The sequence below is a fragment of the Pseudomonas sp. B33.4 genome, assembly GCF_034555375.1.
Taxonomy (GTDB): Bacteria; Pseudomonadota; Gammaproteobacteria; order Pseudomonadales; family Pseudomonadaceae; genus Aquipseudomonas.
Map to the genome: position 1 here is coordinate 420,454 of NZ_CP140706.1, position 12,746 is coordinate 433,199.

General features: G+C 59.6%; 13 protein-coding genes. 4 read left to right on the plus strand and 9 right to left on the minus strand.

Features of this window, described 5'->3' with window-relative positions; translation table 11 throughout:
* Nucleotides 1-31: 31 nt before the first annotated feature.
* The 3 genes from U6037_RS01880 to U6037_RS01890 all read left to right on the plus strand — a co-directional run bounded on the left by U6037_RS01880 (nucleotide 32) and on the right by U6037_RS01890 (nucleotide 1,918).
* Complete coding sequence (locus U6037_RS01880; protein WP_122599417.1) at nucleotides 32-307, plus strand: polyhydroxyalkanoic acid system family protein; 276 nt, start codon at nucleotides 32-34, stop codon at nucleotides 305-307.
* A gap of 242 nt (nucleotides 308-549) precedes the next feature.
* Nucleotides 550-972 (plus strand): phasin family protein, encoded by a 423-nt coding sequence (locus U6037_RS01885; RefSeq protein ID WP_322845611.1) that lies wholly within the window; start codon nucleotides 550-552, stop codon nucleotides 970-972.
* Between the two features lie 10 nt (nucleotides 973-982).
* The gene (locus U6037_RS01890) at nucleotides 983-1,918 is read left to right on the plus strand and encodes a phasin family protein (protein WP_322845612.1); all 936 of its coding nucleotides are present in this window, start codon (nucleotides 983-985) and stop codon (nucleotides 1,916-1,918) included.
* A gap of 258 nt (nucleotides 1,919-2,176) precedes the next feature.
* Here the strand turns inward: U6037_RS01890 and U6037_RS01895 are convergent, their stop codons facing one another.
* From U6037_RS01895 to argS, 9 genes are all read right to left on the minus strand, one after another.
* Nucleotides 2,177-2,797, minus strand: coding sequence for a TetR/AcrR family transcriptional regulator (locus tag U6037_RS01895; RefSeq protein ID WP_038360043.1), 621 nt, complete (start codon nucleotides 2,795-2,797; stop codon nucleotides 2,177-2,179).
* Nucleotides 2,798-2,827: 30 nt separating this feature from the next.
* Entirely contained in the window at nucleotides 2,828-4,510 is a 1,683-nt protein-coding gene (phaC, locus tag U6037_RS01900; protein WP_322845613.1) for a class II poly(R)-hydroxyalkanoic acid synthase, read from the minus strand.
* A gap of 139 nt (nucleotides 4,511-4,649) precedes the next feature.
* Nucleotides 4,650-5,504, minus strand: a complete 855-nt coding sequence (gene phaZ, locus U6037_RS01905; RefSeq protein WP_034152967.1) for a poly(3-hydroxyalkanoate) depolymerase — start codon at nucleotides 5,502-5,504, stop codon at nucleotides 4,650-4,652.
* 94 nt (nucleotides 5,505-5,598) lie between these two features.
* Nucleotides 5,599-7,278, minus strand: coding sequence for a class II poly(R)-hydroxyalkanoic acid synthase (phaC, locus tag U6037_RS01910; RefSeq protein ID WP_093430071.1), 1,680 nt, complete (start codon nucleotides 7,276-7,278; stop codon nucleotides 5,599-5,601).
* 258 nt (nucleotides 7,279-7,536) lie between these two features.
* On the minus strand, nucleotides 7,537-7,908 hold the full coding sequence (locus U6037_RS01915; RefSeq protein WP_322845614.1) for a DUF971 domain-containing protein: 372 nt from the start codon (nucleotides 7,906-7,908) through the stop codon (nucleotides 7,537-7,539).
* An 83-nt stretch (nucleotides 7,909-7,991) separates the two neighbouring features.
* The gene (gene hslU, locus U6037_RS01920; RefSeq protein WP_064388878.1) at nucleotides 7,992-9,329 is read right to left on the minus strand and encodes an ATP-dependent protease ATPase subunit HslU; all 1,338 of its coding nucleotides are present in this window, start codon (nucleotides 9,327-9,329) and stop codon (nucleotides 7,992-7,994) included.
* Nucleotides 9,330-9,383: 54 nt separating this feature from the next.
* Nucleotides 9,384-9,914, minus strand: a complete 531-nt coding sequence (hslV, locus tag U6037_RS01925) for an ATP-dependent protease subunit HslV (RefSeq protein WP_003186641.1) — start codon at nucleotides 9,912-9,914, stop codon at nucleotides 9,384-9,386.
* Nucleotides 9,915-10,148: 234 nt separating this feature from the next.
* A complete protein-coding gene (locus U6037_RS01930) occupies nucleotides 10,149-10,865 on the minus strand; it encodes an SPOR domain-containing protein (protein WP_007909385.1) in 717 nt (238 codons plus the stop codon).
* 1 nt (nucleotide 10,866) lies between these two features.
* Complete coding sequence (gene argS, locus U6037_RS01935; protein WP_322845615.1) at nucleotides 10,867-12,603, minus strand: arginine--tRNA ligase; 1,737 nt, start codon at nucleotides 12,601-12,603, stop codon at nucleotides 10,867-10,869.
* Here argS and U6037_RS01940 point away from each other — a divergent pair.
* Complete coding sequence (locus U6037_RS01940) at nucleotides 12,602-12,724, plus strand: hypothetical protein (protein WP_256579857.1); 123 nt, start codon at nucleotides 12,602-12,604, stop codon at nucleotides 12,722-12,724. The genes argS and U6037_RS01940 overlap by 2 nt on opposite strands.
* Nucleotides 12,725-12,746: the final 22 nt, after the last annotated feature.

Sequence of the window (12,746 nt, forward strand, 5' to 3'; positions counted from 1 at the left end):
CGACATACATTTAAAAATCAGGAGTCATGCAATGGCCAAAATCAGTGTTGAGCGTGCCCACAACCTGGGTAAGGAAGCCGCCCGCGAGAAGGCCGACAAACTGGCGCAAAAACTCTCCGAGCAATATGGCCTGGAGCCGCAATGGTCCGGCGACACCCTGAACCTCAAGCGCTCGGGCGTGAAAGGCGCGGTGCATGTGGCGGACGATTCGATCAAGGTCGATGTGGAACTGGGCATCATGATGTCGGCCATGAGCGGCATGATCAAAGCCGAGATCGAGAAGGCCCTCGATAAAGCGTTGGTCTGATTCCCGCTTGAAACGCGATCCCCTGTAGGAGTGAGCCTGCTCGCGATAGCGGTCTGTCAGTCACTGGAATGTTGATTGACAGACCGCTATCGCGAGCAGGCTCACTCCTACATTTGTTCTGTGGTGCTCCTGCTGTTTATGTCAGTTGTTAGGGTGCCGTTTCTAATTTTTCTGCCTACTTTGTGCCTGAGCCCGACACTTTCGCGGGCAGTTCCTCAAACCTTCTGCGCGTGAGGTGCACCATGGCCAAAGTAATTTTGAAGAAAAAAATCGACGCTTCGACAACTGCTCTGAGCGACGTCAAATCCTATGCCCGCAAGATCTGGCTGGCAGGCCTGGGTGCCTACGCCAAGGTCGGCCAAGAGGGCAGCGAGTACTTTCAAGAGTTGATCAAGGCTGGTCAAACTGTTGAAAAGAAAGGCAAAAAAGCCGTCACCGAAAAACTCGAAGCGGCCAACGCCGAGATCGATGAAGCCAAGGGTGAAGTGAGTTCTTTCAAAGGTCGCGTCGAAGTTCAGCTCGACAAGGTCGAGAAGGCGTTCGACTCCCGCGTAGCAAGCGCCTTGAATCGTATCGGCATTCCGTCTAAACATGACGTTGAGACACTCTCTGCTAAGCTCGATGAGCTGACGGCATTGCTCGAACGCGTCGCGCGTAAATCTTAAGGAGAACGGGATGGCTGGTAAAAAGAACACCGATAAAGAAGGCAGCTCGTGGATCGGGAAAGTCGAAGACTACTCCCGCAAAATCTGGCTGGCTGGTTTAGGCGTGTACTCGAAGATCGACACTGACGGCAGCAAGCTCTTCGATACATTGGTCAAAGACGGCGAGAAAGCCGAGAAGCTCACCAAGTCCGCAGTCGGCAAAAAAGTCGATGCCGCCAAGGACTCCGCTTCTTCGGCCAAGTCGCGCATCAGCGGCGTGAAAGATCGCGCACTGGGCAAGTGGGACGAGCTGGAAGGGGCTTTCGACAAGCGCCTGAACAGCGCGATTTCGCGCCTCGGTGTACCGAGCCGCAATGAGGTCAAGGCACTTAACAGCAAGGTCGACACGCTGACCAAACAGATCGAAAAACTTACCGGTCTGAAGGCTCAGCCTGTAGCGGCGAAAACCGCTGCGGCAAAACCGGCGGCGAAAACCGCAGCGGCCAAACCAGCGGCAAAATCCGCTGCCAAGCCATTGGCTAAAGCTGCCGCTAAACCAGCGGTAAAAGCAGCGGCCAAGCCAGCAGCCAAAACCGCTGCCGCCAAGCCAGCAGCCAAAGCAGCCGCCAAACCTGTTGCCGCCAAAACCGCAGCCAAACCGGCCGCTAAGCCTGCAGCCAAAACTGCAGCCAAAACTGCAGCGAAACCAGCCGCCAAGCCTGCAGCGAAAACCGCTGCCGCCAAGCCGGCTGCCAAGCCTGCGGCCAAACCGGCAGCCGCGAAGAAACCAGCGGTGAAAAAACCGGCCGCGCCGAAAGCCGCAGCGCCGAAGCCAGCAGCACCTGCTGCAGCCAAACCTGCCACCCCGGCAGCTCCGGTCAGCGCGTCGAACTCCGCCGCCGCACCGACTCCGGCGGCAACCCCGACTGCTGCATCGACCCCGTCGACGCCAACCAGTCAGTCCTGATTCTTCAGGGCAAAACAAAACGCCCGGCCTGTGAAGGTCGGGCGTTTTTGTTTGTGTTTTTTAAAAGCTTACCCTCACCCCAGCCCTCTCCCGGAGGGAGAGGGAGCCGACCGAGGTGTCTTGCGTCGTACGTCGACCTGAACGATCGAGTCGATTATGGATTCGGTAAAGCACGATCAGGTCAGCGTAACTCTTGAGCAACCCCCCAATCAGTCCCCTCTCCCTCCGGGAGAGGGCTAGGGTGAGGGGCTTTTGATTTCAGTCGTGATCTTCAAGGTATTGCAGGGCCATCCGCTCCGTGGCGACCTTAACCGGCGGCAGCAAATGCGGCGCCACCAGCATCATGATCTGATACACGACCAAACGAACTTCGCCTTCGCGATCAAGAATCCGCTGATAATCCAGCGAAAACAGCAACGTCATGGTGATCTGCTCCACCAACTGCCCCAACGCCTGCGTATCACTGACCAACTGCCCCGCAGCCTTCAATCGCGCCAACAACGACGCCAGCGTGCGCTTCAGCGCATTGAGCAGATGACGAATGCCCTTGGCCAGTTTCGGCAAGCGCCCGGCGAGGTTCGACAGGTCCTGAAACAGGAAGCGGTACTGCGCCAGCCGCTCCACAATCAAATGCAAAAACAGCCAGTAATCCTCCGGCGCCAGTTCCACATCCGAGGGTGGATCGAGCAGTGGTGCCAGTTCATTCTGGAAGCGTTCGAACAACCCGAGAATCAGCGGCTCCTTGCCATGGAAGTGGTAGTAGAGGTTGCCGGGGCTGATGCCCATTTCGTTGGCCACCTCCATGGTGGAGACGTTCGGCTCGCCCTTTTCGTTGAACAGTTGCAAAGCACATTCGAGAATCCGGTCGCGGGTTTTCATCCAGTCTTCTTAGAAAAGTTCGGTTAAGCGTCAACGCACACGCACGTAAGTACCGGGCGCTGCCTCCATCGGTGGATAGTTCGGGTTGCCGAGGGTGAACGAGGTTTCGTGCTGGGCGCCGGAGCGTTGCTGTATCCACTCCAGCCACTGCGGCCACCAACTGCCGTCGACATGCTTGCCGTCGTAGTACCAGGCGCGCGGGTCGCTGCTCATCTTGGCGTTCTCGACGTACGCGGCTTTAGCGTTGCTCGGCGGGTTGAGGATGCTCTGCACATGGCCGCTGTTGGACAGCACAAAGCGCCGCTCGCCACCGAGCAGCAAGGTCGAGCGATACACCGCATCCCATGGCGTGATGTGGTCGTTCATACCGGCGACACTGAAGCTGTCGACGGTGACTTTTTGCAGGTCGATCGGCGTGCCGCACACTTCCAACCCACCCGGATGAGTCAGCGGGTTGTGCTTGAAGAAGTCCAGCAAGTCACCGTGAAATGCCGCTGGCAGGCGCGTGTTGTCGTTGTTCCAGTAGAGAATATCGAAGGCCGGCGGCTCTTTGCCCAACAGGTAGTTGTTGACGAAGTAACTCCAGATCAAATCATTGGGGCGCATCCAGGCGAAGATCCTGGCCATGTCGCGACCGTCGAGCACACCTTTCTGATAGGAACGGCGCTTGGCGGCTTCAAGGGTCTGTTCATCGGCGAATAGCGTGGCCGGGGTTTCGATCTGGCTGTCGAGCAGGCTCACCAGATAAGTCGCGCTGGAAACCCGCCGCAGTTGCCGCTTGGCCTGTAAATGGCCTTGCAGGGCGGCGATGGTCAGGCCACCGGCGCAGGCGCCCATCAGGTTGACTTCGCGGGCGCCGGTGATCGTCCGGCAGATGTTCATCGCTTCTTCCACCGCCTCGACGTAAGTCGACAGGCCCCATTCGCGATGGCGCACATCCGGGTTGCGCCAACTGATCATGAAGGTCTGCAGACCGTTTTTCAGCGCGTACTGGACGAAACTGTTGTGCGGGCTCAGGTCGAAAATGTAGTACTTGTTGATTTGCGGCGGCACCACTAGCAGCGGCTTGGCGTACTGCTTTTCGCTCATCGGTCGGTACTGGATCAGCTCAAGCAGATCGTTGCGGAACACCACCGAACCGGTGGTGGTGGCGACGGTCTTGCCGACCTCGAAAGCCTGTTTGGTCACCTGACGGGGCAACCCGTCGTTGTGCAGCAGATCATCGAACAAATGACTGAGGCCGCGCACCAGGCTGTGCCCGCCGGAGTTGAACAGCTCCTTGACCGCCAGCGGGTTGAGCAAGGTGTTCGATGGCGCCACAGCGTCGTTGAACAAGGTGAAGGCGAAGTGCGCGCGGGCGCGATCGTCATCGTTCATGTTGCTTTCATCGATCCAGCTTTTGACCTGTTTCTGCCAGGCCAGATACGCCTGCAGGCTGCGCCGGTAGAACGGATTGAGGCTCCACGCCGGGTCAGCGAAACGGCTGTCGTTCGGATTGGTCGGGTGCAGGGTTTCGCCGAGTAGCACGCGGCCCAATTGGCCGCCAAGTTTCAAGGCGTGCTTCGCACTGTGGATCGGGTTGCGCAAACCGTGAGCCGCCACGCTGCGCAAGGTCGAGATCAGATCCCGCCCACGCAGGCCGGTAATCGCACTTTGTGCGTTGATGAACACGGCGGGGCTGGGCACTACGCCCGTCGCTGGTTTGTCGCGCATGACTCAACACTCCTTCGTCTTCAGGCCAAAAACAAACTCACCGAACCAGAACACCATAGACGCTGTTGCGGGTTGCTGCCTGCGCGGCGTCCTGCCACGCACTCTTTGCCAAAGGCCTGCATAAAGCCTGCCGCCGATGTTAACCGCCGAGCGGTGTCGGATGCGGATGCATCACCGCGCGCTGACGTTCCTCCTGGAGAAACTTCATGATGATCGGCGCCACCGCTTCGGCGCGGGTAATCAGGAACAGATGACCGTCGTCGATGATGTGCAGTTGGGCGTTGGGAATGCGCCAGGCGAGCATGCGCATGTTGATCAGCGGGATCAGCGGATCGTCGTCACCGGCCAGCACCAGGGTTGGCTGATGGATCTTGTGCAGCCAGTGAATGCTGGTCCAGCCGAGGCCTGCAAACAGCTGCCAGTAGTAACCGAGCTTGCCCGCCGAACGGACTTTCGCCGCGTGGCTGGCCGCCAGGGTCGGGTCGCGACGGAACGAGCCGCCGTAGATCAGCGGGGCGATACGGATCACGTGGGACGGCTGAATGTAGCGCCGCGGACTGGCCATCATCCACAGCACTTTCGGTTTGCCCGGCACCATCACGGCACCGGCCGCGGTCGCCGCCAGCACCAGTTTCTTGCAGCGCTCCGGGTAGTCGTAGGCGAACTGCTGCGCCAGTGCGCCGCCCCACGACACGCCGATGACATTGACCTGACCGTAGTCGAGGTAATCGAGCATCCTCGAGGTCAGCTTGGCCAGCCCGGGAAAGCGGTACGGCCGATTCGGCGTCGAGGAACCGCCGACACCGGGCACGTCGAAGGCGATCACTTCCAGATCTGGGTCCAGCGCCGCGACAAACGGAAACACCAGCTCCAGGTTGGCGCCGATGCCGTTGAAAATCAGCAAGGGCGTCAAGTGAGGCTTGCCGGGGCGTACCGCCGTGCGGAGGGTCTGGCCATCCAGATCGACGGTACGGAATATGAACGGTTGCGGCATGCTTCAGGCCCTTGGAATTAGAGTGGAGCAGCCACAAGCCGCAAGCTTCAAGCAGAACCTGCTCAGCTTGCGGCTTGTAGCTTGTGGCTTGCCGCTATCTTTCATGTACGTAAGTGCCCGGCGATGCTTCACCCGCCGGATACGCCTTGTTGCCCAGTTTCAGCGGGGCCTTTTTCAGATTGCCCGAGCGCTCGGCCTGCCACGCCTGCCAGTACAGCCACCAGGAATCGGTGTGCTTCGTCGAGTTCTCTTGCCACTCATCGGCATTCGCGGCCATTTCTTCGCCGGTCATGTAACGCGATTTCGGGTTGCCCGGCGGGTTCAGAATGCTCTGGATATGCCCGCTGCTCGACAACACGAATTCCACCTTGCCACCGAACAACTGCGCCGACTTGTAGCAGGACTTCCACGGCGTGATGTGGTCGTTGGTGCCGGCCAGCGAGAAGATGTCGGCCGTGACCTGCTTGAGGTCGATCGGTGTGCCGCACACTTCCAGTGCATTCGGGCGGATCAGTGGGTTGTTTTTGAACATCTCGATCAGGTCACCGTGGAACGCGGCGGGCAAGCGTGTGGTGTCGTTGTTCCAGAACAGGATGTCGAACACCGGCGGCTCGTTGCCGAGCAGGTAGTTGTTGACCCAGTAGTTCCAGATCAGATCGTTGGGACGCATCCACGCGAAGACCTTGGCCATGTCTTTGCCTTCGAGCACGCCGGCCTGATACGAATGGCGCTTGGCGGTTTCCAGGGTCTGCTCGTCGACGAACAGGGCGACGTCGCTGTCCAGCGTCGTGTCGAGCACGCTGACCAGCAGCGTGAGGGCATTGACCTTCTTCTCGCCGATCGCCGCGTAGTGGCCGAGCAGGGCGGTGCAGGTGATGCCACCGGAGCAGGCGCCGAGCATGTTCACGTCTTTGCTGCCGGTGATTGCGGTGACCACGTCGACGGCTTCTTTCAGCGCATCGATATAGGTCGACAGGCCCCACTCGCGCTGCGCCTTGGTCGGGTTGCGCCAGCTGACGATGAACGTCTGCACGTTATTGCGCAGGCAGAAGCGCGCCAGACTCTTGTCCGGGCTCAAGTCGAATACGTAGAACTTGTTGATCTGCGGCGGCACCACCAGCAATGGACGCTCGTGGACTTGCTCGGTGATCGGCTTGTACTGGATCAGCTCCAGCACGTCGTTGCGAAACACCACCGCGCCTTCGGTGACACCGAGGCTCTTGCCGACTTCGAACGCGCCCATGTTGACCTGGCTCGGCATGCCGCCGTTATGTACCAGATCCTTGGCCAGATGGGAGAGGCCGTCGAGCAGGCTTTTGCCGCCGGTTTCGAAGAAGCGTTTCACCGCTGCCGGGTTGGCGGCAGTGTTGGTCGGGGCCATGGCTTCGGTCATCAGGTTGATGACGAAGTGACCGCGCGCGATGTCTTTGGGTGACAGGCTGCTGTCATCGATCCAGGCGTGGAGTTCCTTGCGCCACGCCAGGTAAGTTTGCAGATAACGTTTGTAGAGCGGGTTCTGGCTCCACGCAGGATCGGCGAAGCGACGGTCATCGCCAGCCGGTTGCAGTTCGGATTTACCAAACAACACGTTCTTCAGTTCGAGGCCGAAATGGGTGACGTGCCTGACGCTATGGATCGGTTGTTTGATGGCCTGTTTCAGCACCATACGAGCAGAGGCCAGCAGATCCTTTCCGCGTAGCCCAACGACGGGATTAAGCCCCAGGGTGTTTTCCGAGGCTTGGTACTTCAGGTCATCGTTATTCTTGTTACTCATCTACGACGCTCCATTGTCCTGAGACGAGTACCCGGTTTTCTGCTGTGCAGTTCCACAGCCAATGCCAGGTACTACTGCTCGGGTGACCGTTAATTCTGCATAGCTGCTTTACAGTCGTAGAGCACTGCAGGGAACTTGCCAGCTCCATTGGTTACCCGAGTTTAATTTTTTTCGCAAGCAGGCCGATCCTCGGCCATACAGCGGAGCATTCAAACAGATGAATTTAGAAAATGCCCTCTAATGAGCGCAAGGCTCGGACTAGAGCATCAGCTTGACGATCGACTCGTTCGGATCGCGGGTTTTTCCGGCGGCTTTGAGCTCGGCCAGATAATCGGCCCAGAGTGCGTCATAGCGTCGCCCCAGCTCGTAGAGATATTCCCAAGTGAACAAGCCGCTGTCGTGACCGTCGTCGAAGGTCAGTTTCAGTGCGTAGTGACCGGCCGGTTCCAGTTTGCTCAGACTGACGTTGATCTTGCCGAATTGCAGAATCGGTTTGCCGTGGCCCTGGACCTCGGCGGAGGGGGAGTGCACGCGCAGGAATTCGGCGGGCAGGGTGTATTCCTCGCCGGACGCGTAAGTGAGCGTCAGGGTTTTCGAGGCTTTGTGCAGTTTGATGTCGGTGGGAATCATAAAAACAGCCCTGAGCTACAAGCAACAAGCTGCAAGCTTAACTCAGCCCGCAGCTTGTCGCTTGCAGCTTGGAGCTTGCCGCTCTACAGAATGTAGCGGGACAGGTCTTCGTTCTGCGCCAATTCGCCGAGGTGGCTGTTGACGTATTCGGCGTCAATCAGAATCGGCTTCTCATCGTGGGTGCTGGCCAGATCGCCGGCACTGAACGACACCTCTTCGAGCAAACGCTCAAGCAGCGTGTGCAGACGACGGGCACCGATGTTCTCGGTCTTCTCGTTGACCTGCCATGCGATCTCCGCCAGACGCTTGATGCCTTCGGGCTGGAACTGGATGTTCAGGCCTTCGGTTTTCAGCAGCGCGCAGTATTGCTCGGTGAGCGAGGCGTGCGGTTCGCTGAGGATGCGTTCGAAGTCCGACGGGCTCAGCGCTTTCAGTTCAACGCGGATCGGCAGACGACCTTGCAGCTCAGGCACCAGATCGCTCGGCTTGCTAAGGTGGAACGCACCGGAGGCGATGAACAGGATGTGGTCGGTTTTGACCATGCCCAGTTTGGTGTTGACAGTGCAGCCTTCGATCAGCGGCAGCAGGTCGCGCTGTACGCCTTCACGGGACACATCAGCGCCGCCAACGTTGCCGCGCTTGGCGACTTTGTCGATTTCGTCGATGAACACGATGCCGTGCTGTTCAACCGCTTCCAGCGCCTTGGCTTTCAGCTCTTCTTCGTTGACCAGACGCCCGGCTTCTTCGTCGCGCACCAGTTTCAGCGCTTCTTTGACCTTGAGCTTGCGCGCTTTCTTCTTGCCCTTGCCCATGTTGGCGAACAAGGACTGCAACTGGTTGGTCATCTCTTCCATGCCGGGCGGCGTGGCGATCTCGATGCCGGCCACTTCGGCGACTTCGATTTCGATTTCCTTGTCATCCAGCTGACCTTCGCGCAGGCGCTTGCGGAACAGCTGACGGGTGTTGGAATCGCTGCTTGGCGCTTCTTCATTGCTGAAGCCCATGCGGGCCGGCGGCAGCAGTGCGTCGAGGATGCGATCCTCGGCAGCGTCTTCGGCGCGATGGCGAACGCGGGTCATTTCCTGCTCACGGAGCATCTTGATCGCGGCGTCGGCCAGATCACGGATGATCGATTCGACGTCACGGCCGACGTAGCCGACTTCGGTGAACTTGGTCGCTTCGACCTTGATGAACGGCGCGTTGGCCAGTTTCGCCAGACGACGGGCGATCTCGGTTTTACCGACACCGGTCGGGCCGATCATCAGGATGTTTTTCGGGGTCACTTCAACACGCAGCTCTTCAGGCAGCTGCATGCGGCGCCAGCGGTTGCGCAAGGCAATCGCGACGGCGCGCTTGGCATCGTCCTGGCCGATGATGTGGCGGTTGAGTTCGTGGACGATTTCGCGGGGAGTCATGGACATAATAATTGACGGTCCTCAAGCAGAAACAAGCCGTGGCACAGGGCCGCGTCAGGCTTATTCAGCGAGATCCTGCTCCTCAATGGTCTGAGTGTGGTTGGTGAATACACAGATGTCGCCGGCGATGCCGAGAGCGGTCTCGACGATTTCGCGGGCCGACAGGTCAGTCTTTTTCAGCAGCGCGCTGGCCGCGGCTTGCGCATAGGCGCCGCCGGAACCCATGGCGATCAGGCCATCTTCGGGTTCGACCACGTCACCGTTGCCGGTGATGATCAAGGAAGCGTCTTTGTTGGCGACCGCGAGCATGGCTTCGAGGCGGCTCAGGGAGCGGTCGGTGCGCCATTCTTTGGCGAGTTCGACAGCGGCGCGTACCAGGTGGCCCTGATGTTTTTCAAGCTGGCCTTCGAAACGTTCGAAGAGGGTAAAGGCGTCGGCGGTGGCACCGGCAAAACCGGCGATGACCTGGCCGTGGTACAGGCGACGGACTTTTTTCGCGTTGCCTTTCATCACGGTATTGCCGAGAGAAACCTGGCCGTCGCCGCCCATGACGACTTTGCCGTGACGGCGGACTGAAACGATGGTGGTCAAGGGAAGAGTCTCCACACAGCGGGGCGAAAGTGCCTTATGCCCATTCATATGGGGGTGCTGGAGAGGATTTCAACCGGGGAGGGTGCGGAGGGACGAACGGCGCAGGGCAGATCAGAATTATCTTGTGCTGGTTATGACGCCTTCGCGAGCAGGCTCGCTCCCACAGGGACAGCGCATATCCTGTGGGAGCGAGCCTGCTCGCGAATGAACGATGACGCGGTACTACTGGTGGAATCAGCGGCTCTGGCGTTGTTGTAACAACAGGTTGCTGAAGCCGGCGCCGGCCAGTTGTTTCTGGGCCGTGGTCAGTTGTTCACGGTTGCTGAACGGGCCGACCAGTACGCGATACCAGGTTTCATCCTTCACTGTGCCGGATTCAACCGCCACCGCCTGACCGAGCAGAATGATCTGCGCGCGGACTTTGTCGGCATCGGTTTCCTTGCGGAACGAACCGGCCTGCAGGAAGAACTTGGTCACCGGCGCCGCTTTGCTCACCGGTGGCGCTGGCGGCGGGGTAATCCCGGCCAACGCCGCTTGAGCGCGCGCGGTGTCGATCTTCGCCGCTTCCGCCGGGGTCACTGGCGTAGTCGGGATGGCCGGCACTTGTGGCGTCGGCAAGGTCTTCTCCGGCACGGCGTCCGGCGGCACGATCACCTCCGATTCCGGCAGCAAGGTGTAGAAGTCGTACTTCGGTTTCACCGGCTGAGTCGGGCTTGGCGGGGTCTTGTTGGCCTCAGCGATCTTCGACGCTTTCTGCTGTTGCGCCTGTTCGACCTTCTCACGCTTGACCGTGTCGCTGCCCTTGCCCGGCTCCAGCTTCATCAGGAACACGATAAACGCGCCGACCGTCAGGCCGATGGCCATCCACAGCCAACCCGGGATCGGTTGCTTCGCAGGAGCTTGGTAACGGCTGGCGCCACGCTTGGGTGCAGGTTTTTTCTTGGCAGCCAACTTACATACGCTCCAGAGTTTCCAGACCCAACAGCTCCAGGCCTTGCTTGAGGGTGCGGCCGGTCAGCGCGGCCAGGCGCAGACGGCTCTGCATCTGGGCCGGGGTTTCGGCGGCGAGGATCGGGCAGTTCTCGTAGAAGCTGGAGAACAGACCGGCAACGTCGTACAGGTAGGTGCAGAGAATGTGCGGCGTGCCCTTGTCGGACACGTTGTTCAGCACTTCGCCGAACTGCGCCAGTTTCGCCGCCAGCTCTTGCTCGTGCTCGGCTTCAAGAACGATCTGACCGTCGACTTCGCTGAAGTCCTTGCCCAGCTTGCGGAACACACCAGCGACGCGGGTGTAAGCGTAAAGCAGGTACGGCGCGGTGTTGCCTTCGAAGTTCAGCATCAGGTCGAAGTTGAAGCTGTAGTCGCTGGTGCGGTGCTTCGACAGGTCGGCGTATTTCACCGCGCCGATGCCGACGACTTTGGCGATGTTGCGCAGTTCGTCTTCAGCCAGTTCCGGGTTCTTTTCTTTGACCAGGTTGTAGGCGCGTTCCTGCGCTTCGGTGAGCAGGTCGATCAGCTTCACAGTGCCGCCGTCACGGGTCTTGAACGGACGGCCATCGGCGCCGTTCATGGTGCCGAAGCCCATGTGCTCCATTTCCATCGGATGGGTCACGAAGCCAGCCTTGCGCGCCACGGCGAACACTTGCTGGAAGTGCAGGGCCTGACGCTGATCGACGAAGTACAGCGCGCGATCGGCTTTCAGCTTGCCGCTGCGGTAGCGCACTGCCGCCAGGTCGGTGGTGGCGTAGAGGTAACCGCCGTCAGCCTTGACGATGATCACCGGCAGCGGGTCGCCGTCGGCGTTCTTGAACTCGTCGAGGAACACGCACTGTGCGCCGTTGCTCTCGACCAGCATGCCGGCCGCTTTCAGGTCGTTGACGACGTTGATCAGGTCGTCGTTATAGGCGCTTTCGCCCATCACGTCGGCCATGGTCAGTTTGACGTTGAGCAGTTCGTAGATCTTCTGGCAGTGCGACAGCGAGATGTCCTTGAACTTGGTCCACAGCGCCAGGCACTCGGCATCGCCGGCCTGCAGCTTGACCACCAGACCACGGGCGCGGTCGGCGAATTCTGCGGACTCGTCGAAACGCTGTTTGGCGGCGCGGTAGAAGTTTTCCAGGTCAGACAGCTCGTCGCTGGTGATCGGGTTTTCCTGCAGATAGGCCATCAGCATGCCGAACTGGGTACCCCAGTCGCCGACGTGGTTCTGCCGGATCACTTCGTCGCCGAGGAATTCGAGAACGCGGGCCACGCCGTCGCCGATGATGGTCGAACGCAAATGGCCAACGTGCATCTCTTTGGCCAGGTTCGGTGCCGACAGGTCGACCACGGTGCGCTGCGCCGGGCCAGCCTTGCGCACGCCAACATGGGCATCAGCCAATGCAGCGTCGAGGCGCGAAGCCAGTGCCTGAGTGTTCTGGAAGAAATTGATGAAGCCCGGGCCGGCGATTTCGGCCTTGGTGACGTTTTCGTCAGCCGGCAGCGCGGCGATGATTTTTTCCGCCAGATCGCGCGGCTTCATGCCCGCAGGCTTGGCCAGCATCATCGCGATATTGCTGGCGAAGTCGCCGTGGGTCTTGTCACGGGCGTTCTCCACCTGAATCGCCGGCGTCAGGCCTTCAGGCAACACACCTTCGTTGACGAGTTGGGTGAGGGCTTGTTGGATCAGCTGGCGAATGGTGTCTTTCATGGTCTTCTCTTTCGACCGCAAGCGCGGCGGGCGCATCGATGCGCGGGTGGAAAAACTGGGCATTATCCGTTGCGAAGACGGGCTTGCCAACCTTAGCAGGCAGCTTATGGATATGTGGTGACATTCAGATCAAAAGATCGCAG

What these genes read in the sequence shown, in the direction of transcription:
- U6037_RS01880 (WP_122599417.1), top strand. Translation starts at nt 32, where the DNA reads ATGGCCAAAATCAGTGTTGAGCGTGCCCACAACCTGGGTAAGGAAGCC.
- U6037_RS01885 (WP_322845611.1), top strand. Translation starts at nt 550, where the DNA reads ATGGCCAAAGTAATTTTGAAGAAAAAAATCGACGCTTCGACAACTGCT.
- U6037_RS01890 (WP_322845612.1), top strand. Translation starts at nt 983, where the DNA reads ATGGCTGGTAAAAAGAACACCGATAAAGAAGGCAGCTCGTGGATCGGG.
- U6037_RS01895 (WP_038360043.1), bottom strand. Translation starts at nt 2,797, where the DNA reads ATGAAAACCCGCGACCGGATTCTCGAATGTGCTTTGCAACTGTTCAAC.
- phaC (WP_322845613.1), bottom strand. Translation starts at nt 4,510, where the DNA reads ATGCGCGACAAACCAGCGACGGGCGTAGTGCCCAGCCCCGCCGTGTTC.
- phaZ (WP_034152967.1), bottom strand. Translation starts at nt 5,504, where the DNA reads ATGCCGCAACCGTTCATATTCCGTACCGTCGATCTGGATGGCCAGACC.
- phaC (WP_093430071.1), bottom strand. Translation starts at nt 7,278, where the DNA reads ATGAGTAACAAGAATAACGATGACCTGAAGTACCAAGCCTCGGAAAAC.
- U6037_RS01915 (WP_322845614.1), bottom strand. Translation starts at nt 7,908, where the DNA reads ATGATTCCCACCGACATCAAACTGCACAAAGCCTCGAAAACCCTGACG.
- hslU (WP_064388878.1), bottom strand. Translation starts at nt 9,329, where the DNA reads ATGTCCATGACTCCCCGCGAAATCGTCCACGAACTCAACCGCCACATC.
- U6037_RS01940 (WP_256579857.1), top strand. Translation starts at nt 12,602, where the DNA reads ATGGTCTTCTCTTTCGACCGCAAGCGCGGCGGGCGCATCGATGCGCGG.
- argS (WP_322845615.1), bottom strand. Translation starts at nt 12,603, where the DNA reads ATGAAAGACACCATTCGCCAGCTGATCCAACAAGCCCTCACCCAACTC.